The organism is Pelagibius sp. (assembly GCF_965249265.1).
GTDB lineage: Bacteria > Pseudomonadota > Alphaproteobacteria > Kiloniellales > Kiloniellaceae > Pelagibius.
The window spans coordinates 2,710,904-2,732,298 of the sequence record NZ_OZ252224.1; the positions used below are offsets into that span (position 1 = coordinate 2,710,904).

Consider the following 21,395-nt stretch of genomic DNA (forward strand, 5'->3'; position numbering starts at 1 on the left):
GCTTCCTCACGTTTCGGCCCTCAGACGCTCCCCGGCGCCGTCGAAGTAGAGTGGATTGATCAATTCCAGGGAAACACCGTCCGCCACCGCCAGATCGGTGTCGGGCTCGACCAGCGTGGTGACCTTGCGGTCACCGACGGTGATGTGCAGATGGTTCTGGTCACCCAGGTGTTCAATCCACTGCACCTTGCCCTGAGCTGCGCTCTCCGCTGCCTTGCGAATGCGGATATGCTCGGTGCGCGCGCCGATGGTCGCGGTGCCCGCCGGCGCGGTGCCGGCGGGAATGAGGTCGCGGGGAATGAGATTGATTGCCGGCTGCCCCAGGCGCGTCGCGACATAGACATTGCGCGGGTCCTCGTAGATCTCGCGCGGTGCCCCAACCTGGATCAACCTTCCCTGATCGATCACACCGATACGGTTGGCCATGGTCATGGCCTCGATCTGGTCGTGGGTGACATAGAGCAGGGTCGCCCCCAGGTCTTTCTGGATGCGTTTCAGTTCGATGCGCATGTCGGCGCGCAGCTTGGCATCCAGAGACGACAGCGGCTCGTCCATCAGATAAATCTGCGGCGCCCGCACCAGGGCCCGGCCGATGGCCACGCGCTGCATCTCGCCGCCGGAAAGCTGGGTCGCCTTGTTCTGCAGCTTGTCGGGAATGCGCAGCATCTCGGCGATGGCGTTGACGCGTTCCTTGATCTCCGGTTCCGGCACCCGACGCGCCGGAGAGCGCAGCGGAAAGGCCAGGTTGTCGAAAACCGTCAGATGGGGATAGAGCGAATACTGCTGAAAGACGAAGCTGACGTCGCGCACCGTCGGCGAGGCCAAAGTGACGTCGTGGCCGCCGATTTCAATCCTGCCTTCATCAGCCTTTTCCAGGCCCGCAACCAGCCGCAGGGTCGTCGTCTTCCCCGCCCCGGTAGGCCCCAGCAGAACCACGAACTCGCCGTCCGCCACCGTAAGGTCCATCCGGTCAACGGCGGTGGTTTCATCGAAGCGCTTGGTGACGCCGCTCAGGCAAACCTCAGCCATGCGGGCCTCCGTCATAAAGGGCAGTCTGAATGGCCTGGCCGCTGGATGCATCAAAGAGCGAGAGACGCTCCGACATGAAACTGAGGCCGACGGTTTCCCCGGCCGATACCCGGGTGTCGGCCCGCAGCCGCGCCTTCACCATGCCCTGGCCGGTTTCCACGGTGACGATCTGGTTGGTGCCCAGGTACTCGGCCTCGAAGACCTCTCCGCGTAGACTGGAGTTTTCATCGAAGCGGATGTGCTCGGGACGCACCCCCAGGGCCAGGGCACCTTCGCCCCGGTCCTCGCGCAGTTCCGGCACCACAACCTCTGTCGCATCCATGCGCACGGCAGCCGCCCCCTTGGCGACGGCGCCGTGGAACCTCAGGAAGTTCATCGGCGGCGAACCGATGAACTCCGCCACGAACATGGTGGCCGGGCGGTCATAGATTTCCTGCGGCGCACCGAACTGCTCGACATAACCCTTGTTCATCACCGCGATCTTGTCGGCCATGGACATGGCTTCGAGCTGGTCGTGGGTGACATAGACCGTGGTCGCGTCGATCCGGTCATGCAGCAGGCGCAGTTCCTCGCACATCAGATCGCGGAACTCGGCATCCAGAGTGCCCAGCGGCTCGTCCATCAGAAAGGCCATGGGGCGGCGCACGATGGCGCGGCCCAGGGCGACGCGCTGGCGATCACCGCCGGCGAGGCCGGAGACCGATTTGTTCAGCAGGTGATCAATGCGCAGAAGTCGTGCCGTTTCTTCCACCCGCTCCCGGATCTCACGGCGCGACCGCCCGATGCACTTCAGCGGAAAGCCGATGTTCTGCCGAACATTCATGTGCGGATAGAGCGCAAAGAGCTGGAAGACGAAGGCGATGTCGCGCTGCGAGGCACGGTTGAAGGTTACCTCCTCGCCGCCCAGGTAGATGGCGCCGGAAGACGGCAGTTCCAGGCCTGCGATCATCCGCAGCGTCGTCGTTTTGCCACAGCCCGAGGGCCCAAGCATGACGAAGAAATCGCCGTCGTCGATGGTGAAGGTGGAATCGGCCACCGCCACGAAGTCGTCGAAGGTCTTGCGCAGGTTCTCAACCCGGATTTCAGCCATGATCCCGACTCACTCCGGAAAGTGGCTGACGATGATGAACATCACCGTGCCGGTCAGAATAGTCACGAAGGAATAGGTGAAGAGCGACAGCGCAAAAGGCTGCATCAGCATGAAGACGCCGACAGCAATGATCACCGTCGCCAGATTCTCCCAGGGGCCACGCCGCAGCCGCAAAAAGCGGTTGAGCAAGCTCGGTGTTTCAGGCTCTTGGTCCAAGCTCATTTCCTTACCGCTCCAAAGGTGATGCCGCGCAGCAGATGCTTCCTCAAGAGTATCGTGAAGGCCACGATGGGGATGAGGAACAACGTCGCCCCGGCCGCGACAGCCGGCCAATCCAGGCCGCCCTCGCCGATGATCGTCGGAATGAAAGGCGGCGCGGTCTGCGCGGTGCCGGATGTCAGCAGCAGCGCGAAGGCATACTCGTTCCAGGAAAAGATCAGGCAGAAGATCGCCGTCGCGGCGATGCCGGTCGCTGCCTGCGGCAACACGACTTTCCGGAAGGCCTGCAGGCGGGTGTAGCCGTCGATCAGCGCGGCCTCCTCATACTCCCGCGGGATTTCATCGATGAAACCCTTCAGCAGCCAGACCGCCAGGGAAATGTTCACCGCCGTATAGAGCAGGATCATGCCCAGATGGGTGTCGGAAAGCCCAAGGGTCCGGTACATCAGGAAGATTGGAATGGCCACGGCGATGGGCGGCATCATCCGCGTGCTGAGGATGAAGAACATCAGATCGTCCTTCAGCGGCACCTTGAAGCGCGAGAAGGCATAAGCCGCCAGGGTGCCCAGGAAGACCGAGAGAAAGGTCGAGCCGAAACCGATGATCACCGAGTTCATGAAGCGCTCGCCGAACTTGGACGGACCGGCGATCACCATGTTGCGCTCGCGCACCAGGGCCTCGACCCAGTTGTCCGGCGGCGGCAGGGTCGACATGTATTCCGGCGTCTGGCGGGAGCGCGTGGTGAAGAGGTTTACATAGCCCTCCAGCGACGGCTCGAAGATCACCTTCGGCGGGTAGGAGATCGAATCCTGCGGCGTCTTGAAGCCGGTCATGAAAATCCAGACCAGCGGAAGGATGGTGATCAGCGCATAGAGAATGACCAATGCGCTGGCAAAACGCCGCGTCCAGGGCTTGGCGTCGACAACCGAGTGGGCGGTGCTGGCGCTCATCGCTGTTTCACCTTGTTGAGGGCCTTCACATAGATGTTGGCCACGCCGAAGACGGTCACGAAGAGGATGATCGCGAAGGCCGAGGAATAGCCGGTGCGCCACTTCTCAAAGGCTTCGCGTTTCAGGTTGATCGAGGCCAGCTCAGTAATCGATCCAGGCCCACCGGAGGTCAACTCGACCACCAGATCGAACATCTTGAAATTCTCGATGACCCGGAACAGCACCGCCAGCATCAGGAAGGGCAATACCATCGGCAGGGTGATCGACCAGAACTGCCGCCACTTGGAGGCACGGTCGACCTCCGCCGCCTCATAGATGTAGTCCGGGATCGACCTGAGGCCGGCCAGGCAGATCAGCATGATGTAGGGCGTCCACATCCAGGTGTCGACGATGACGATGGCCCAGGGCGCCAGGTTCACGTCGCCCAGCATCTGAAACGATGAGGGCTCGATCCCGCCGAAGAAGGCAATGACGTAGTTGAAGAGGCCGATCTGCGGCTGATAAAGGAAGGTCCAGAAGTTGCCCACCACCGCCGGCGACAGCATCATCGGCAGCAGGATGATGGTGGTCCAGAAGCCGTGGCCTTTGAACTGTTTGTTGATGAGCCAGGCCAGCGCAAAACCAAGGATGACCTGGAGCGTCATGGTCCAGATCAGGAAGTGGGCGGTGACCTGCAGAGTCTGCCAGATATCGCCGTCGGTCAGCACCCGCTCATAGTTGCGCAGGCCGATGAACTCGTAGCCCCGCGCGGCGCGGTTGGCCTTGTAGTTGGTGAAGGATAGATAGACCGTCCAGATCAGCGGAAAGATGTTGATCGCCAGAAGCAGCACCAAGGTCGGGCCGATGAAAAGCCAGGCCACCGCCTTGTCGGAAAGTCCGCTGAAGCGTCTTGCCATTCCGGGCGGTGTTGCCCGGGCGGCGCGCTCGGCCACCTTTTCTATTCCGCGTGTCGTCGATTCAGCCATGGGATCCACTCAACACTGCCTCTGCCGAACAACAGCGGCCTGTTGGAAATGTTACGGACGTGTCGGGCTGGCTCCCCCGCCCCACAATGTGGGACAGGGGAAACCGAGCACCCGGGAAACGGAAGCTAGAGCTTGCCTTCGTCTTCGAAGACTTCGACCCAGTCTTCCTTCAGCTTGTCCATGGCTTCCTGCGCCGTGCCCTGATCGGCCACGACGTAGTCATGGAAACGCTTCTGCATGGCCAACATCAGCTCGGCATAGGCCGGCTCCTGCCAGAAGTCCTGGACGCCGGACATGGCCTTCAGGAAGTCGGCCGCAAAGGGCGCCGAAGCCTCGAAGCCTGGGTCCTGCACCACGGCGTTGTGCACCGCATAGCCCCCGAGCGACCACCACTTCTTTTGCACATCCGCACCGGCGAACCACTTGATGTACTCCAGGGCCTCTTCCTGCTTGTCGGAATAAGCGACGACGGAGATGCCCTGACCGCCGAGGGTCGAGGCTTCGACCTTCTGGCCCGGGTTTACGAAGAAACCGATGCGCTCACCGCCGACCACCGGGTCCTTGTAAAGACCAGGGAAGAAGGCGAACCAGTTCATCATCATCGCGACCTGGCCGGACTTGAAGGCGTCCAAGCCTTCCTGCATGTAGGAGTCTGTGTAGCCCGGAGGGGTGCAGCACTTGTAGAGATCCTTGTAGAAATCCAGCGCCTCGACCGCCGCCGCGGAGTTCACGAAGCCGTCCATGTCATAGGGCTTGTCGGGGTTCTGGTATTCGAAACCCCAGGAATAAAGCGCTGCGGTGGCGCCCATGGTGATGCCTTCCGACCCACGCTCTGTAAAGATGGCGGCACCGTAGACCTTTTTGCCGTCGATCTCGCGGCCCTGGAAGAACTCCGCGACTTCCTTCAACTCACTCCAGGTCGCCGGCGGCGCCAGATCACGGCCGTGCTTGGCCTTGAAGTCCGCCTGAAGCTCGGGACGGGAGAACCAATCCTTGCGATAAACCCAGCCCAAGGCGTCGCCCATGGCCGGCAGCGCCCAGTAGTTCGGGCTGCCCTTCGGCCAGGTCGAATAGGCATAGACCGTCGCCGGCAGGAAGTTCTCCATCGAGATATCTTCCTTGTCGAAGAACGCGTTCAGCTTCACATAGTGGCCGTTTTCGGCGGAACCGCCGATCCACTGTGAGTCGCCGATCAGGAGATCGCAGAGCTTACCGCCGGAGTTCAGCTCGTTCAGCATGCGGTCGGCAAAGTTCGGCCAGGGCACGAACTCGAACTTCATGTCGATGCCCGACTGCGCCGTAAAATCCTTGGACAGCTCCACGAGCGCGTTTGCCGGATCCCAGGCCGCCCAGCAGAGCGTCAACTCCTTCGACTGCGCCTCGTCAACCGGCCCGGCAAAAGCGAAAGCCGCAGCGGAAACCGCGGTCGCTAAGGCAAGAACCTTTTTCATTGTTATTCCTCCCTAGGGTTATGACGGCGGCGGTCAAGGGAACCGTCACCGCGTCCTTCAGCCACCGCGCCAATGGTCCGGTGCACCGAATTCCGTGAATCCACTTATCGATTCATGAAGGCTTGTTTGCCTCGTTTCCTCCCCGCCGGAGCTGCTTTGGCTCTCGGCATTTGTTTATTTATTGAGTTTAGTAAACTGCAATTCACTAAACATCGCAAGTTTTTTATGCGCGTCTCCCCGGCCTCGCTACAGCTTCACCCAGGTCGCCCCCTTGGCGGAGGAGCGCACCGCCGCTTCGATAAAGGCGACGCCGCTGAGCCCCTCTTCCACCGTCGGGAAGTAGACTTCGGCATCGGGCTTCTTGCCCTCGCGCGCCGCACGGATCGCCGCGGCCACTTCGCTGTAGAGATTGGCAAAGCCCTCCAGATAGCCCTCGGGGTGGCCGGGCGGGACACGGGTAACGCGGGCCGCCGCGGCATCGGCAGCGTTGCCGGCCCGGGTGATCAGCCGCCGCGCTTCACCATAGGGCGCATGCCAGAGTTCGTTGGGGTTCTCCTGGCTCCATTCCAGACCGCCCTTCTCGCCATAGACACGCAGGCGCAAGGCGTTCTCGTTTCCCGGCGCCACCTGACTGGCCCAGAGCATGCCCTTGGCGCCGCCCTTGTAGCGCAGCAGGATGTTCACGTTGTCATCAAGCTTCCGCCCCTTCACGAAGGCCGTGAGATCGGCGCAGAGCGATTCCAGGGTGAGCCCGGAGACGAAGCCCGCAAGCTGATGGGCATGGGTGCCGATATCGCCGATCGAACCGCCGGCTCCGGACTGCTTGGGGTCGGTGCGCCACTTTGCCTGCTTGTGCCCGCTGGCTTCCAGACGCTCGGTCAGCCAGTCCTGCGGATATTCCACCTGTACAACGCGCAGCTTCCCCAGATCGCCGGCTGCGACCATGGCACGGGCCTGACGCACCATGGGATAGCCCGAATAGTTGTGGGTCACCGCGAAGATGCGTTTGCTCTTCTTGGTCAATGCCACAAGCTCTTTGGCTTCCTTGGTGGTGTTGGTCAGCGGCTTGTCGCAGATGATATGGATACCGGCCTTCAGGAAGGCCTTGGCGACGGGAAAGTGCATATGGTTCGGGGTGACGATGGAGACAGCCTCTATGCCATCCGGGCGCGCCGATTCCTTGGCCGCCATTTCTTCGTAGGAGCCGTAGGCCCGATCTTTCGCGATCCCCAGCTCCAGCGCCGAGGCGACGGCCCGCTTCTTCTGGGAAGAAAGCGCCCCGGCCACCAGGCTGTAGTGATCGTCCATCCGCGCGGCCAGGCGATGCACCGCCCCGATGAAAGCGCCCTGGCCGCCGCCGACCATGCCGAGGCGGATACGCCCGCCGCTCAAGTCTTCGCCGCGTCCTTCGATTGCCATGCCTCTGCCCTCCTTCAGCCGATACCGAGCATGCGGCGGTTGGCGGCCTCGTCGGTGCCGCCGTCGGCAAAATCGTCGAAGGCCTTTTCGGTCACCCGGATGATGTGATCCTGAATGAAGACCGCACCTTCGCGGGCACCGTCTTCCGGATGCTTCAGGCAGCATTCCCATTCCAGCACCGCCCAGCCGTCGAAGCCGTGGCTCGTCAGCTTGGAGAAGATCCCGCTGAAATCGACATGGCCGTCGCCGAGGGAGCGGAACCGTCCGGCGCGGTCGACCCAGGACTGATAACCGCCATAGACACCCTGGCGGCCCGTCGGATTCAGTTCCGCGTCCTTCACATGGAAGATCTTGATCTTCTCGTGATAGATGTCGATGTGGTCGAGATAGTCGAGGGCCTGCAGCACGTAGTGGCTGGGGTCGTAGAGCATGTTGCAGCGCGGATGGTTGCCGACCCGCTCCAGGAACATCTCGAAAGTAACGCCGTCGTGCAGATCCTCGCCCGGATGGATCTCATAGCAGACATCGACCCCGGCGCTGTCGAAGGCATCGAGGATCGGCCGCCAGCGTTTGGCCAGTTCGTCAAACGCTGTCTCGACGAGACCAGCCGGGCGTTGCGGCCAGGGATAGAGGTAGGGCCAGGCCAGAGCGCCGGAGAAGGTCGCATGGGCGGTGAGGCCCAGGTTCTCCGAGGCCTTGGCGGCGCGCATCATCTGATCCACCGCCCAGGCCTGCCGCGCCTTCGGGTCACCACGCACCTCCGGCGCCGCAAAGCCGTCGAAGGCGTCGTCATAAGCCGGATGAACCGCCACCAACTGTCCTTGCAGATGGGTCGACAACTCCGTCAGCTCCAGACCATGAGCGGCCAGCGTGCCTTTCACTTCGTCGCAGTAGTCTTTGCTCTCCGAGGCCTTGGTCAGGTCGAAGATGCGGGCATCCCAGCTTGGGATCTGCACGCCTTTATAGCCGAGCCCTGAGACCCAGCCGGCGATCGAGTCAAGAGAGTTGAAGGGCGCCTCGTCACCGGCGAACTGCGCCAGAAAGATCGCCGGCCCTTTGATTGTCTTCATCATGCATCTCCTCTGTTTCAGCCGCCCTGTCGCCGTAGCGGTTTGCCCGGCTTTTGATCTATAGGGGCCTTGATCGCTAGGGAATGTTGTCGCGCAGAAAAACGTCGATCCGGATGCGTTCCTGGTCGGCGACGATTGGGGTCGCTTCGCAGGCGGAGAGCAGTACCCGCGCGGCGCTGCGCACCTCATGACCGGGATCCTGATTGACCACGGCGTCGATGGTGCCGCGCACCAGATGCTTTCGCGTGAAGGGCGTCAGGTCATGGGCCAGGAAAACGACATCGCCGCTCCGCTGTGTCGCCTCCAGGGCGGCAACGATACCGCGGTTGCCGGCGCCGACGTTGTAGATCCCCACCAGGTCCGGCGTCTCGGCCAGAAGCGCCGCGGTTACCGTCTCGACTTTCTCGAAGTCGTCGCGCCCCTCGCGCACCGGCAGCACTTCGAGCTGGGGAAACTCCCGCGCCATGACCTGTTCAAAACCGAACTGCCGCTCGACATGGTCGCGCAGCGCCAGAGACCCGGCAATGAGACCGACCTTGCCCTGGCGCGGGCCGACGAAACGGCCCAGCAGCATGGCGGCGGTACGGCCGGCAGCCGTGTTGTCGATCCCGACGTAGTGAACCCGTTTCGATCCCGGCGCGTCGGAGACAAGGGTCACGACCTTCACCCCGGCATCGACAAGGCCGTTGATGGCTTCGCGCACCGCCGGATGATCGAGCGCAACCACGGCCACGCCGTCGAAGTCCTCGCCCAGTTGCTCCAGTTCTTCCGCCAGGGCGACGCCGTCGAAAACGTCGACCTGGCGCACGGACACGCGGATGCGCTCGCCGATCAGGCGCTCGGCCGTCGCCTCGACCTCCGCCTGAAGGCTCTGCATGAAGGTGTTGGTGCCGGTGGGAAGGATGAAACAGAAGCGATAGTCGCGGGCCCGTGCCAGGCGTGCGGCCAGGCGGTCCGGCTGATAGGCCAGCTTGTCGGCGGCTGCCTCCACCCGCTTCACGGTTGCAGAGCGCACGCCGGAACGGCGATTGAGCACGCGGTCGACGGTCGCGACACTAACGCCCGCCTCGCGCGCCACGTCTTGTATTGTTATCCGCGCCAAGGGGTCTGTTCCTCCCTGATGCGGAACCATCGCACAGCCCGATGATGGGCGCAACTCAGATGATGATGCTATACCTTCTTGGGGATTTCTTGGAGCTTCCCTAGCTCCGCTCGAAGCCGCGTTTCAGCTCCCAATCGGTGACCCGGCGGTCATATTCCAACTGTTCCCACTTGGCGGTGTGAACGTAGTGGTCGACGACCGCATCGCCGAAGGCAGCCCGCAGCATCTTGGATTTTTCCAGGGCCTTGATGGCATCACGCAGGGTCTTGGGGATATCGCGCAGCTTCTTGCCGCCATAGGCATCACCGACAAAGGGGTCCGCCAGATCAAGCTTCTCCTCGATGCCGGCCAGCCCCGCCGCCAGCAAGGCCGAGAACGCCAGATAGGGATTGAGATCGCCGCCCCCGACCCGGCACTCGATACGGATCGCCTTGCTGCCGTCGCCGCAGAGACGGAAACCGGCGGTGCGGTTGTCGAGGCTCCAGACCGCCTTGGTCGGCGCGAAGGTCCCCGCCTGGAACCGCTTGTAGGAGTTGATGTAGGGCGCCAGGAAGTAGGTGATGTCGTCGGCATACTTCAGTTGCCCGGCGACGAACTGGCGCATCAGTTTCGACATCCCGTGCGGTGCCTTGGGATCGAAGAACAGCGGCTTCTTGCCGGCCTTGTCCCAGAGCGAGGCGTGGATGTGGCAGGAGTTGCCCGCCAGTTCATAGTGCCACTTGGCCATGAAGGTCAGCGCCTTGCCTTTCTGGAAGGCAATTTCCTTGCAGGCGTTCTTCAGGATCGCATGGTGATCGGCCATGGTCAGCGCCTCGTCGTAGCGCACGTTGACCTCCGCCTGGCCGGGCCCCCACTCGCCCTTGGAGTTCTCCACCGGAATACCGCAACCCTGCAGGCCTTTGCGGATGGCCCGCACCACATCCTCCTCCTTGGAGGTCTGGAAGATGTGATAATCCTCGATGTAGTAGCCCTCGGTCTTCATGTCCTGGTAGTGCTTTTGATGGGCGCTCTCGAAAGTCTCGTCGAAGAGATAGAACTCCAGCTCCGAGGCCAGGAAGGGCTTGTAGCCCTTGGCCGCCAGCCGCTCGACCTGCCCCTGCAGGATGGCCCGCGGTGAGTGCTCGACCGGCGTATGGCCGTGGTGGTTCAGAACGTCGCAGAGCACCAGGGCCGTGCCCTCCAGCCAGGGCGTGACCCGCAGGGTGGAAAGATCCGGCTTCATCACGAAGTCGCCGTAGCCCTGGGTCCAGTTCGCCGCCGCATAGCCCGGCACCGGTTCCATATCGATGTCGTTGGCCAGCAGATAGTTGCAGGCATGGGTCTCGTCCTCCGCCGTGTCGACGAAGAACTCGGCCTGAAACCGCTTGCCGACGAGGCGGCCCTGCATGTCGACCATGCAGACGAGGACCGTGTCGATGCTGCCCAGGGCGACGGCTTCTTTCAATTGGGCGAGGGTCAGTTTGCCTGGCATGGCTTGAACTCCGGATTTGGCTGGGCCGGCGGGAAGGAGGCTCCGCGCCGGAGGAATCGGTAAGGCCGCGAGCATAGAACCAGAAGCGGCCCCAGGTCGAGACGGCAGATATCGGGACGGCAGATATCGGGGCAGGGCCGCGGGCGGCTAGAAACCGTCATGAAGCTGATGGCTGATATCGGTGAGCCCGCGGCGCGCTTGGTCGTAAAGCGCAAAACGTTTGACGTAGGCCGCGTGGCGATCCGGGTCCGGCGTGTTTTCCTCCCGGATGCGCACGCAGCGCGCGATTGCTTCTTCCGGCGAGGCGAAGATCCCCGCCCCCACCGCCGCCACCAGGGCCGCGCCGAAGGAGGCGTCGCCGTTTGCCGGCACCTTGACCGTCAGCCCGGTCACGTCGGCGATGATCTGGCGCCAAGTGGCGCTGCGTGCGCCACCGCCGAGCAGGCGCATATCCCCGAAAGTCGCGCCGGAGAGGGTTTTGGCGGTCTGCAGCACGTCGTTCAGGGCAAAGGCAATGCCCTCGTAGCAGGCGCGGGCAAAGTGCGCCCGGCTGTGCGCCAAGGTAAGGCCGATGAAATCACCGCGCAGCTTGGGGTCCCAATGCGGCGCGCGTTCGCCCATCAGATAGGGATGAAAGATCAGCCCGTCGCAGCCCGGCGGAACTTCTGCGGCGAGGCGGTCCATCTCCGCGAAAGCCGTCTCCTCCGGCAGGTCGGAGAAAAAGGTGTCCCGGACCCAGCGATGGGCCGTGGCGCAGGCGTTGATGCCGGAGGCCATGTACCACTGGCCGGCCATGATATGCGGGTAGCAGGAAACCGGCGGATGCACTTCGGGCTTGCCGGTGGTCAGAAAGACCACACCGGCTGTGGCCAGCTTGATCGCCCCCTGCCCCGCTTCGATGGCTCCGGCGCCATAGAGTTCCACCGTCGTGTCATTGGATCCGACGACGACCGGCGTCCCCTCCTTCAGGCCCGTGGCCGCGGCTGCGGCGGCATGAACCGTTCCCGCAACGTCGCTGGGCTCGCGGACCGGCGGCAGGCGTTCCATGTCCCAACCGATCAAGGCACAGAGTTCCGGCGACCAGGCACGGCTTTCGGCATCCGACATCAGCGCCCCCAGGGCATCGGAATAGTCGGTGCACCAGTCCCCGGTGAGGCGGCTGCGCAGCCAGTCCTTCGAAACATAAAGCCTTGCCGTGCGCTCGACGGCCGCCGCTTCATGCTTTTGCAGCCAGGCGAGCTGGCAAAGCGTCCAGGTTGGGTTGGCGCGGTTCAGGCCCTTTTCGATGATCATGTCACCGGCCCGGGCATGAAGTTCTTCCGCCTCGGCGGCGCTGCGCTGGTCGTTCCACATGATGGCTGGGCGGATGACCTGCCCCGCGGCATCCTCCAGCACCGCGATGTGGGCACCGCCGGAGAGACCGACCGCAGCGATCTGTTCGGCAGAAATGCCGGCCTTTTGAATCACATTGGGCACCGCCGTGCAGAGCGCAGCCCACCAGCCCGCCGGGTCCTGTTCCGACCAGCCGGGTTGCGGGCTCGCGGTTGCAATCGGCGCCGCCGCCTCGCCCAAGGTCTCACCGGTCTCGTCGACAAGAGCAGCCTTCAGGCTGCCGGCACCGAGATCGATACCCAATGTGACGCGACCGGATGCCATACCAGGGGCGCTATCGCTCATGCCGGATCCTCGGCCGTTACGTAGGCGGCGGTGATGCCGCCGTCGACCAGCCAGCCCGCGCCGGTTACATAGCTCGCGGCCTCCGAACACAGGAAGCAGGCCACCGAGGCCACCTCCCCCGCCTCGCCGAAACGGCCGAGCGGCATGTGCACCCGGCGGCGCTCCAGCTTCTCCTCCGTATCGAACAATTCCGCCGTAAGCGGCGTGCCGATGGGGCCGGGCAACAGCGCATTGCAGCGGATGCCCTGGCGCCCGTACTGCACCGCGATCTCCCGCGTCATGGCCATGACGCCGCCTTTGGAGGCTGTATAGGCAAGCTGCGGCACGGCGGAGCCCATCATCGCCACCAGCGAAGACATGTTGAGGATCGCCCCTCCGCCGGCACGACGCAGCGCCGGAATACCGAAACGGCAACAGTGGAAAACGCCGGTCAGGTTGATGGCAATGGTGCGGTCCCAGACCGCCAATCCGGTATCTTCCGGCCCGCGGTCCTCCGACAGCATCACCCCGGCGTTGTTGAATAGCGCATCGACGCAGCCGAGCCCGGCCTCGGCGGCGGCCATCATCGCCTCAACGGACTCGGCCTGGGCCACGTCCACCTGAAGCGCCACCGCCTTGCCACCCCCGGCTGTAATGGCGGCCGCGCTTTCCTCCGCCGCCGCCAGATTCAGATCTGCCACCGCCACCGCCGCGCCTTCGCGGGCGAATAGCAGGGCTGCCTCCCGTCCAATGCCCGCGCCGCCACCGGTGATCAGGGCATGCCGTCCCGCCATCTGCTGTCCGCTCATCACCTTCCCCCCGGCTGCAAGCACCGTGATAAGGTCGCCGCTGATTCGGCGCCCTCGGTACCCAAAAAGCGAAGGTAGCTTGCGTCACTTGGCAACTGCAACATATTGTTGGCAAGTACCAACTTTGAAAAACAATCGAACAATGAACATGGGCTTCGAGGAGGCAGACGATGGCGGGGGATTCGGTGAAGGAAATGATGGCGGCGTTGAAGAAGATGAACGCCCGCTATGTGCGGTTTGAGCTTCCCGATCTCCACGGCACCAGCCGCACCAAGGTGATCCCCGTCGGCAAAGCGGAGGGCTATACCCGCAAGGGCCTGAACTTCTACGGCGGCACCATCGGCCTGGATACGGCCTCCGCCGTGATCGGCGGCTGCGGCGTCCATGAGGAGGTCAGCTACCGCGACCAGCAGCTTGTGCCCGACCCGGCGAGCCTGCGCCCTGTTCCCTGGCTGGAAGATACCGCCAAGGTGATCTGCGATGCCCGCTGGGCACCGGGGGAGCCCATCGCCGCCACCCCGCGGACGGTATTGGCGAGCCTGCTGCAACAGGCCCGCAAGATGGGCTACGACGTGATGTTCGGGCTGGAGTACGAGTTCTATCTGCTCGACCCGGAAACCAAAACCCCGCTCTTCGGCGGCGTCCATATCTTCAACGCCACGCGCAATCAATATGTGCCCTTCCTCGACGGCCTCCTGGACACGCTGCAGGCGGCGGGCATCGACGTCATCACCCACAACTGCGAATACTCGCCCTCTCAGTTCGAGATTAACTACGGCCCCGGCGTTGGGCTGGAGGGCGCCGACAAGGCCTTCACCTTCAAGAATGCGATCAAGGAACTGGCCCACCGCAACGGCTATCTGGCGACCTTCATGTCCAAGCCGGCGACAGACATGGCCGGCTGCGGCTGCCACGTCCATGTCAGCCTGATCGACCGCAAGACCGGCAAGAACGCGTTCCACAGCAAGGGCGCGAAGGAAGGGATGAACCCGCTGATCCGCCGGTTCGCATCGGGTCTGCTGACCCACGCCAAGGCCATGCAGCCGCTGATCGGCCCGACGCCGAACTGCTATCACCGCCTCAAGCCGCACACCTTCGCCCCCTCCAACATCTCCTGGGGCGTCGAGGACCGCACCGCCATGGTGCGGATGAAGGACGTCGGCGAAGACAACTGCCACATCGAGATGCGGGCCGCCTCCGGCATCTCCAACCCCTATCTCTCCGCCGCCGGAGTGCTGGCCGCCGGTCTGCTCGGCCTGAAGGAAAAAGGCGAACTGCCGATACCCTCCAAGGGTCCTTCGGAGGACGACCCCAAGCACCAGAAGCTCGCCGCCAGCCTGGAGGAATCCCTTGCCGCCCTGAAGAAGGACAAGGCCATGCAGGAAATGCTGGGCGCCGACTTTGTGAAGCTCTTCACCACGGTGAAGGAAGCGGAACTGGCCCGCTTCCGCAGCCATGTCACCGACTGGGAGCGCGACGAGTATCTGGAGCTTTACTGACTGGGAACGGGCCGCCGGATCTCAGGAGTGTTCCCTTAAGACGGCTGCCTCTTGAGTCCGTCAATGACGAGCCGCAGGCCCAAGGCCGCCATCACGCTGCCCGCCAGGCGGTCGATCCAAGCCTTGGATGCGAGGTAGATCGAACGCGGCCCACTGGCTGAAAACACCAGAGCCACTGTAGCGTACCAGCCGGCCTCAACGCAGAAGATCAGGGGCGGCAGCGTGACAAGCATCCAAAGCGGCGGCGCGGCCGGCAGGAGAGCTGCGAAGATACTGGCGTAGACGATGGCGGTCTTCGGGTTGCTGATCTGAATGAGCAAGGCGAGCCAAAAGGCACGCAGCAGCCCTCTTCTTCCTGCTCGCCCTGTTTCAGGCAGGACAAGCGGTTCCGACGCAGCGCGCCAGATGCGAACCCCTAGGTAAATCAGATAGGCACCCCCAGCGAATTTGAGGATCAGATAGAGCCACGCCACCTGCAGCAGGAGCGCCGTCAGGCCCAGCAGCGCCAGGCTGCCGAAGACGGCGCCGCCAACCCCCATGCCGAGGGCAGCGGCAAGCCCCTCCGACCGCGAGGCGGCAATCGAGATACGGGAAACAATTATGAAGCTCGGGCCTGGACTGGCGGCGCCGATCAGCAAGGCCAAAAGAATTCCGGTGAGTGCGGCGACGCTGGACATGGGCAAACTCCTTCACAGTGGATGGACTTGCCCAGGCGAACGGCGGATCCCCGGTCGACGAACGACCCGGGCCTGCGCTCCCCGATGGTGCTCCATTAACCTCGCCAGTCACGCAGAACCGGTCTTTTACCGGAGCGGTGCCGGATGGACAAGCGCCGGCCCGACCTGCGCCGATCTCAGAAGCGCAGCAAAAGTCAGCATTTCTGCGGCTTCCGCATGATCACGGAATATTAACGTATGGCCACTCTAATCTACCAACAGTAGAATTTGATTTCATAGTGAACGCAAAGATGAATCAAGCTGTCGACTGTCCCCTTCGGCTGCTGGTCATTGATGACCAGAAAACAATGCGATCCATTGTTAAGAGCATGCTGAATTCGATCGGCATCAAAGCATCGACGGCATTGCCCGGCGGCGAAGAAGCATTGGCGTTTCTGGCGGACCCCAACACGCGCTTTCCCGACGTCATCATCTGTGACCTGCATATGGAAAACATGGATGGTCTGGAGTTTTGCAATGCCGTACGGCGCAACCGGGCCTACGCCAATCGCGGCGTCCCGATCTTGATCCTGACCGGTGATCGGGATCCCCTTCTTCACGAAGTGTCCAAACAGGTCGGCGCCGTGACGGTTCTCACCAAGCCGGTCACGATAGAGTGCCTGAGGTCCGAGATCGAAGCGGCGGTCGGCTACCAGTTCGCCTGACATCACCAGTGGCAAGACCCTGCAGCCAGAGGCTCATACCGAATAGGTCAACCCGCCGTCGATGCGCAGGTTCTGGCCGGTCATATAGGCGGCATCCTCCGAGGCCAGATAGGCGATGAGAGAGGAGACCTCCCCCGCCTTGCCGTAACGGCCCATAGGGATCCGGGCGCGGCGGTCCTCGGTTTCCGGCAGGCTGTCGATGAAGCCGGGCAGCACATTGTTCATACGGATGTTGTCGGCGGCGTACTTGTCGGCAAACAGCTTGGTGAAGCTCGCCAGGGCGGCCCGGAAAACGCCGGAGGTCGGGAACAGCGGGTCCGGCTCGAACGCCGCGAAGGTGGAGATGTTGACGATGGCACCGCCGCCCTGGGCGGCCATGATCGGCGCCACGAGGCGGGCGGGCCTGATCACGTTCAGCAGATAGACTTCCATGCCGTTGTGCCAGTCCTCGTCACTGATTTCCAGCACCGGTCCCTTGGGCCCGTGGCCGGCGGAATTGACCAGCACGTCGATGCGCCCCCAGCGCGCCATCGCGGCATCCACCAGCTTCTGCAGATCCTCGACCGAGCGGTTCGAGCCCGTGACGCCGAGGCCCCCAAGTTCCTTCGCCAGGGCTTCGCCCTTACCCGAGGACGAGAGAATAGCGACCTCATAACCTTCCGACGCCAGTCGCCGCGCAGCGTCCGCCCCCATCCCGCTGCCGCCCGCGGTGATGATCGCTACTTTCGTGTCCGCCATGATTGTTTCTCCATCGTCCGGATCTGCAAAGGAATCTGCCGCAAAGATGCGCCTTCGCCCCGCCCTTGACCAATCATGTCTCGTCGCTCCAGACTGTAGAAATTCTACTGGCTTGAGAAAGCAATCCCTTGAGAACGCCCAACCTGAATGCCCTGCGCATGTTCGACGCGGCAGCGCGGCACCTGAACTTCCGGCAGGCGGCTGAGGAACTGAGCCTGACCCAGGGTGCTGTGGCACAGCAGGTTCGCCGGCTGGAGGCCGACTTGGGGCTTCAGCTTTTCCATCGCAAAGCCCGCGGCCTGGCGCTGACCGAAATCGGACGCGGCTATCACAGCCCGGTCCGCCGGGCGCTCGCGATCATCGACGAGGCAACGGCGAACCTGCGCCCGCAAGGCACCCGCATAACCCTCAGTGTGACTCCCTCCTTCGCAGCCAAATGGCTGGTGCCCCGGCTCGGCAACTTCGCGAAGGCGCATCCCGAAGTCGACCTGCAGACGGTGGCCAGCGAGCGGCTGGCGGACTTTCAATCCGACGGCGTCGACCTCGCGGTCCGCCTCGGACGCCCGCCCTTCGAAAAGAACATGGAGGCCACTCTGCTGGCGCCGCTCGATCTCTGCGCGATCTGCAGCCCGGACTATGCCGAGACCGTGGCGCCGCTGAAGCGCTTCGAGGACTTTGCCAAGCTGCGCCTCATCCAGGACAGCCACGCCTTCTGGGACGCCTTGTTCGACAAGACCGGCACCCGGGCGCGGTATCGCATGATGCAGTTCAACCAGACGGCCCTGGCGATGGATGCGGCGGCGAACGGACAGGGCATTGCTTTGGCGCCGCGCCTGCTTTTGGACGATGCGATCGCAAAAGGCATACTCGTCTCTCTGTGGCAGGACGAGAGCGCCGATCAGAGCAGCTACTACATCGTCCACCCCGTCAGCCGCAAAGCGAACGCCGCAAGAAACGCCGTGATCGACTGGATCCTTTCCGAGGCCGGCTGCGCCGCTCGGCGCTGACTACGAAGCCAGAATCTCGGCCAGGCAGGTAAAGGCCGACTGCCAGCCGCCGCCGATGCCGCGGCGGGCGTCTTCGCTTCTGACCGCCGAGTGCACGACACGGACGGTGGTCCCCTTGCCTGTCGGCGTGAAGGTAACCTCGACCCGTGAATAAGGCGTCGCCTCGCGCGCACCATCCGCCTGGACGACCACATGGGCCCAGGAAAACACCAACTTCTCGCCCGGTGCTATTTCCTGATACTCGCCTTCGAATCCCACCGACTTTTCGGCATCCTTGGTCCTGACAAAGCGCCAGGCGCCCCCGGGTCGCAGATCGATGGTCGCGGAGTGCAGCGAATTCAGCCCATGGCCGAACCATTTCATGACTGCCTCCGGATCGGTCCAGGCCGAAAACACCCTTTCCGGAGAGGCAGGGAAATACCCCTCGACGACGATGGGATCGTCGCCGGGCACAGACTTCAGGAAATCCATAGTCAGTCGTCCTCTTTCGCCAGGTGGCGCGCAAGATTGTCAAACTGCTGCATCCAAAAAGCCTGATAGTCGATCAACCAGTCGGTCGCCGCTTTCATGGGTTCGGCATTGAGGCGGCAATGACGGCTGCGGCCCCTCTTTTCGATCACCAGCAGGCCCGCATCGCTCAGCACGCGCACGTGCTTGGAGACCGCCGTCTGGCTCATGTTGAAGGGCTCGGCCAAATCAGAGAGCCGGGACTCCCCTTGCATCAGCCGCGCCAATATCTTTCGGCGCGCTTCATGACTGAGCGCGGCGAAGATCGTGTCGAGATTTTCCATGTCACAAACTCATCACTGAACCTGATGGTTGACAATATAGCGGAGGGCATTTAATAAACCAAGAGGTTCAGTATTGACGATCACCCGGAGACTCAAGCCGGGCGCTGATAAACCAAAGTCCATGAACAGGGGGACACGCGATGCCGCAGTTTATCTTTGCCTATCACGGTGGACAAAAGCCCGACTCGCCGGAGGAAGGCGCCAAGATGATGGCGCGCTGGCAAGCCTGGGTCGACGATCTGGGCGACGCCATGGTCAATCCCGGCAACCCTGTCGGCAAATCCAAAACCGTCAGCGCCGACGGCGTTGCAGATGACGGTGGTTCAAATCCCCTCGCCGGTTTCTCGGTGGTGGAGGCCGACAGCATCGATGCCGCCATAAACATGGCCAAGGCCTGCCCCTTCATTGAGATGGGCAGCATCGAAGTGGCCGAGATGATGGAGATGTAAGCACATCCCTCCTTCAGCGGGGCAACACCAGACATCGGAGAAAGCGCCATGACGGAACTCCACGAGTTTCCGCCGACACGATCGCAGCGCGCCAAGTGGGTGCTGGAAGAACTCGGTATCGACTACAAGAGTCACATCGTAAACCTGTCTGCGGGAGAGCAGAACAGCGAAGCCTATCGGGCGCTCCATCCGCTGGGCGTTGTTCCGGCCCTGACGACCGACAGCTATTCGATGTTCGAGTCCGTGGCGATCGTGCTGCAGCTGATCGACGAGCATCCGGAGAAAAACCTGGCGCCTGTGGTGGGCAGCCCGGCGCGTGCCCGCTACTATCAATGGTGCGTGTTCGCCGGCACGGAAATGGACCCGGCCCTCATGACCTATTTCGACAACGCGTTGCGTCCGCTCGAGGCAATGCGCCCGCCAGGGCGCCAGCACGATGCCGACTTCGCCGCCATCGGACGCGGCGAGTTCGAAGTCCGCGCGGCTGCACTCTCAAAAGAACTCGAAGGCCGCGACCATATGCTGGAATCCGGGTTCTCCGGCGCGGACATTCTGATCGGCCACAGTTGTTTCATGGCCAGCTATATGAAGCTGATCGCCGGTCATCCGGTTCTGGAAGCCTATTACGAACGGCTCCAGCAACGCCCGGCCTTTCAGCGCGCCTACAACATCTGAATACAGCGGGAAGAGAGGGCGTTAAGCGACCACGGTGGTGATGCCCGCCGCCTTCGCCGCTTCCGCCAGTTTTTCCGGCAGCGGCTTGTCGACCACGAGATCTGTGACCTCGCCAAGCGGCATGACGACCTCCAACAGGCGCACGTTGAACTTGGCGTTGTCCATCATGAAGATGCGCCGCTCGGCCCGCTTGAACATGGACCGCTTGATCCAGCAGGCATTGGAGTCCACATCGGTGACCCCGCCCTCGGTGATACCGCCGGCCGAGGTGAAGGCGACGTTGGCATGGAAGCGCGCCAGGAAATCACAGGTGTCCTGCCCGTAGACGCCCTTTTCATGGGCCGAATAGGCACCGGGACAGAGGATCACCCGCACGGCGGAAGAAGCCCCGACCTCTTCGGCGATCTCCAGACCGTTGGTAATCACTGTGGCCTCGAGCCCGGCGGCGGCGATGGCCTGGGCCAGGTGATGGGTGGTGGCGCCGGAATCGATCATCACCACATCCCCCGGCGCGATGGCCTGAATGGCGACGGCGGCGATGCGCTGGCGTTCGGCGACCATCGAAGCGGTGCGTTCGCGCACCGTCGGTTCCCGTCCCATGGGCGCCGCGGCGCCGCCATAGGTACGCTCCACCAACCCGCGCGACGAGAGGCTGTCGATATCGCGCCGAACTGTCTCGGTGGAAACGCCGAAGGCTTCGGCCAGGTGAGAGATGCGGACGGTAGGATTGGACTTCAGCTCGCCGATGATGCGGCGGTGGCGTTCCTCGCGGTCCAGGCGCTCGCCGTTCTTTGTACCGGCCCGGTCGTTGTCAGTTTTCACGACGGTCAGCGGTTTGCCCGTGGACGTCTTTCCGGAAGAACTCACGCCGCCGCCTCCAGAATGTCCTCCAACTGCGACGCCAGCGCCCCCTTACGCGGCGAGAAAGAGCCGTCGAAAGCGGCGGAGCCGATGGTGAAGGCATTGGCGCCGGCATCGGCCAGGGCGCGGATGCGGTCCGGCGAGTCGACGCTGCCGGCCACCACCAGGGTGCCCTGAGTGGCGCGCCGCGCCGCCTTCACCAGTTCCAAGGGATCGGCCTCGGTGGCGCGGTAGGCCAGAAGATCGACCCCCGAACAGCCGAGGGATTCGAACTTGCGGCAGTCGCTCTCAACATCGTTGGGGCTGCCGCCCAGCGCCGTCGGATGGCCGATGGGGCGCCCCGGGAAAGGCAGATAGCCGATGCCGCTGCCGTCCAGCACACCCAAAATGCCCGCCGCATCGGTGCCGCCCATGACACAGTCGACGCCGATCTCACGCGCCGCACGGGCTGAATTCAGGCAAGCCTCCGGCGTCGTCGATACAACCTCAAGATAGCTTGTGGCGCCGGCATCCTTGATCCGCCGATTCAGCTCGATCAGCGTTTCGAAGCTTACCCCGACATCCTTAAAACCCATGTGCTTCACGCCGGCGCCCGCCACGATGTCGAAGACATCCAGGCAGTCCTCCACGGTCTGATCCGCTCGAGTGAACATGAAAATGAAATCAATCGCCGGTCGCATTGTCACTCGCGTCATCCAGGGTTTTCTCACTTGGCGGTCTTTGCGCTCTTGGCGGCAAAAGCCCTGTTTCGGTTATGCCCTAA

At 63.0% G+C, this 21,395-nt stretch carries 23 protein-coding genes and 1 riboswitch; of the genes, 5 read left to right on the plus strand and 18 right to left on the minus strand.

Features of this window, described 5'->3' with window-relative positions; translation table 11 throughout:
- Positions 1–6 precede the first annotated feature (6 nt).
- The 12 genes from ACP146_RS12935 to ACP146_RS12990 form a co-directional block, all read right to left on the minus strand.
- A complete protein-coding gene (locus ACP146_RS12935; protein WP_422367171.1) occupies positions 7–1,029 on the minus strand; it encodes an ABC transporter ATP-binding protein in 1,023 nt (340 codons plus the stop codon).
- Entirely contained in the window at positions 1,022–2,119 is a 1,098-nt protein-coding gene (locus ACP146_RS12940; RefSeq protein WP_422367172.1) for an ABC transporter ATP-binding protein, read from the minus strand. The genes ACP146_RS12935 and ACP146_RS12940 overlap by 8 nt, the downstream gene beginning before the upstream one ends.
- Positions 2,120–2,128: 9 nt before the next feature.
- The gene (locus ACP146_RS12945; RefSeq protein WP_422367173.1) at positions 2,129–2,341 is read right to left on the minus strand and encodes a hypothetical protein; all 213 of its coding nucleotides are present in this window, start codon (positions 2,339–2,341) and stop codon (positions 2,129–2,131) included.
- On the minus strand, positions 2,338–3,288 hold the full coding sequence (locus tag ACP146_RS12950; RefSeq protein ID WP_422367174.1) for a carbohydrate ABC transporter permease: 951 nt from the start codon (positions 3,286–3,288) through the stop codon (positions 2,338–2,340). Before ACP146_RS12950 ends, ACP146_RS12945 begins: the two co-directional genes overlap by 4 nt.
- On the minus strand, positions 3,285–4,253 hold the full coding sequence (locus ACP146_RS12955) for a carbohydrate ABC transporter permease (protein WP_422367175.1): 969 nt from the start codon (positions 4,251–4,253) through the stop codon (positions 3,285–3,287). Before ACP146_RS12955 ends, ACP146_RS12950 begins: the two co-directional genes overlap by 4 nt.
- A 125-nt stretch (positions 4,254–4,378) precedes the next feature.
- Positions 4,379–5,704, minus strand: a complete 1,326-nt coding sequence (locus ACP146_RS12960; protein WP_422367176.1) for an ABC transporter substrate-binding protein — start codon at positions 5,702–5,704, stop codon at positions 4,379–4,381.
- A 246-nt stretch (positions 5,705–5,950) separates the two neighbouring features.
- Positions 5,951–7,123, minus strand: a complete 1,173-nt coding sequence (locus tag ACP146_RS12965; protein ID WP_422367177.1) for a Gfo/Idh/MocA family protein — start codon at positions 7,121–7,123, stop codon at positions 5,951–5,953.
- A gap of 14 nt (positions 7,124–7,137) precedes the next feature.
- On the minus strand, positions 7,138–8,193 hold the full coding sequence (locus ACP146_RS12970) for a sugar phosphate isomerase/epimerase family protein (RefSeq protein ID WP_422367178.1): 1,056 nt from the start codon (positions 8,191–8,193) through the stop codon (positions 7,138–7,140).
- Positions 8,194–8,269: 76 nt separating this feature from the next.
- Positions 8,270–9,295: a LacI family DNA-binding transcriptional regulator gene (locus ACP146_RS12975; protein WP_422367179.1), complete on the minus strand. Its 1,026-nt coding sequence runs from the start codon at positions 9,293–9,295 to the stop codon at positions 8,270–8,272.
- Positions 9,296–9,395: 100 nt separating this feature from the next.
- Positions 9,396–10,766 (minus strand): glutamine synthetase family protein, encoded by a 1,371-nt coding sequence (locus tag ACP146_RS12980; protein WP_422367180.1) that lies wholly within the window; start codon positions 10,764–10,766, stop codon positions 9,396–9,398.
- A gap of 147 nt (positions 10,767–10,913) precedes the next feature.
- Complete coding sequence (xylB, locus tag ACP146_RS12985) at positions 10,914–12,443, minus strand: xylulokinase (RefSeq protein WP_422367181.1); 1,530 nt, start codon at positions 12,441–12,443, stop codon at positions 10,914–10,916.
- A complete protein-coding gene (locus ACP146_RS12990; protein ID WP_422367182.1) occupies positions 12,440–13,231 on the minus strand; it encodes an SDR family oxidoreductase in 792 nt (263 codons plus the stop codon). The genes xylB and ACP146_RS12990 overlap by 4 nt, the downstream gene beginning before the upstream one ends.
- 170 nt (positions 13,232–13,401) lie before the next feature.
- Here ACP146_RS12990 and ACP146_RS12995 point away from each other — a divergent pair, with 170 nt between their 5' ends.
- Positions 13,402–14,730: a glutamine synthetase family protein gene (locus tag ACP146_RS12995; RefSeq protein WP_422367183.1), complete on the plus strand. Its 1,329-nt coding sequence runs from the start codon at positions 13,402–13,404 to the stop codon at positions 14,728–14,730.
- Between the two features lie 35 nt (positions 14,731–14,765).
- Here ACP146_RS12995 and ACP146_RS13000 read toward each other — a convergent pair whose 3' ends face one another.
- Entirely contained in the window at positions 14,766–15,407 is a 642-nt protein-coding gene (locus ACP146_RS13000) for a LysE family translocator (protein ID WP_422367184.1), read from the minus strand.
- A 22-nt stretch (positions 15,408–15,429) separates the two neighbouring features.
- A riboswitch (ZMP/ZTP riboswitch) is annotated at positions 15,430–15,529 on the minus strand.
- Positions 15,530–15,685: 156 nt separating this feature from the next.
- On the opposite strand from ACP146_RS13000, the gene ACP146_RS13005 reads away from it, so the two are divergent.
- The gene (locus tag ACP146_RS13005; protein WP_425032691.1) at positions 15,686–16,111 is read left to right on the plus strand and encodes a response regulator; all 426 of its coding nucleotides are present in this window, start codon (positions 15,686–15,688) and stop codon (positions 16,109–16,111) included.
- Positions 16,112–16,144: 33 nt separating this feature from the next.
- Here ACP146_RS13005 and ACP146_RS13010 read toward each other — a convergent pair whose 3' ends face one another.
- Positions 16,145–16,849: an SDR family oxidoreductase gene (locus tag ACP146_RS13010; protein ID WP_422367186.1), complete on the minus strand. Its 705-nt coding sequence runs from the start codon at positions 16,847–16,849 to the stop codon at positions 16,145–16,147.
- 128 nt (positions 16,850–16,977) lie between these two features.
- Here ACP146_RS13010 and ACP146_RS13015 point away from each other — a divergent pair, with 128 nt between their 5' ends.
- A complete protein-coding gene (locus ACP146_RS13015) occupies positions 16,978–17,856 on the plus strand; it encodes a LysR substrate-binding domain-containing protein (protein ID WP_422367187.1) in 879 nt (292 codons plus the stop codon).
- On the opposite strand, the gene ACP146_RS13020 is transcribed toward ACP146_RS13015, so the two are convergent.
- On the minus strand, positions 17,857–18,327 hold the full coding sequence (locus ACP146_RS13020; RefSeq protein WP_422367188.1) for an SRPBCC family protein: 471 nt from the start codon (positions 18,325–18,327) through the stop codon (positions 17,857–17,859).
- Positions 18,328–18,329: 2 nt separating this feature from the next.
- Positions 18,330–18,647: an ArsR/SmtB family transcription factor gene (locus ACP146_RS13025; protein WP_422367189.1), complete on the minus strand. Its 318-nt coding sequence runs from the start codon at positions 18,645–18,647 to the stop codon at positions 18,330–18,332.
- Positions 18,648–18,787: 140 nt separating this feature from the next.
- Between ACP146_RS13025 and ACP146_RS13030 the strand changes: the two genes are divergently transcribed.
- A complete protein-coding gene (locus tag ACP146_RS13030) occupies positions 18,788–19,096 on the plus strand; it encodes a YciI family protein (RefSeq protein ID WP_422367190.1) in 309 nt (102 codons plus the stop codon).
- Between the two features lie 48 nt (positions 19,097–19,144).
- The gene (locus ACP146_RS13035; RefSeq protein WP_422367191.1) at positions 19,145–19,771 is read left to right on the plus strand and encodes a glutathione S-transferase family protein; all 627 of its coding nucleotides are present in this window, start codon (positions 19,145–19,147) and stop codon (positions 19,769–19,771) included.
- 21 nt (positions 19,772–19,792) lie between these two features.
- Here ACP146_RS13035 and ACP146_RS13040 read toward each other — a convergent pair whose 3' ends face one another.
- Positions 19,793–20,638, minus strand: a complete 846-nt coding sequence (locus ACP146_RS13040) for a DeoR/GlpR family DNA-binding transcription regulator (protein WP_422367192.1) — start codon at positions 20,636–20,638, stop codon at positions 19,793–19,795.
- The gene (locus tag ACP146_RS13045; protein ID WP_422367193.1) at positions 20,635–21,327 is read right to left on the minus strand and encodes a hypothetical protein; all 693 of its coding nucleotides are present in this window, start codon (positions 21,325–21,327) and stop codon (positions 20,635–20,637) included. Before ACP146_RS13045 ends, ACP146_RS13040 begins: the two co-directional genes overlap by 4 nt.
- Positions 21,328–21,395 lie beyond the last annotated feature (68 nt).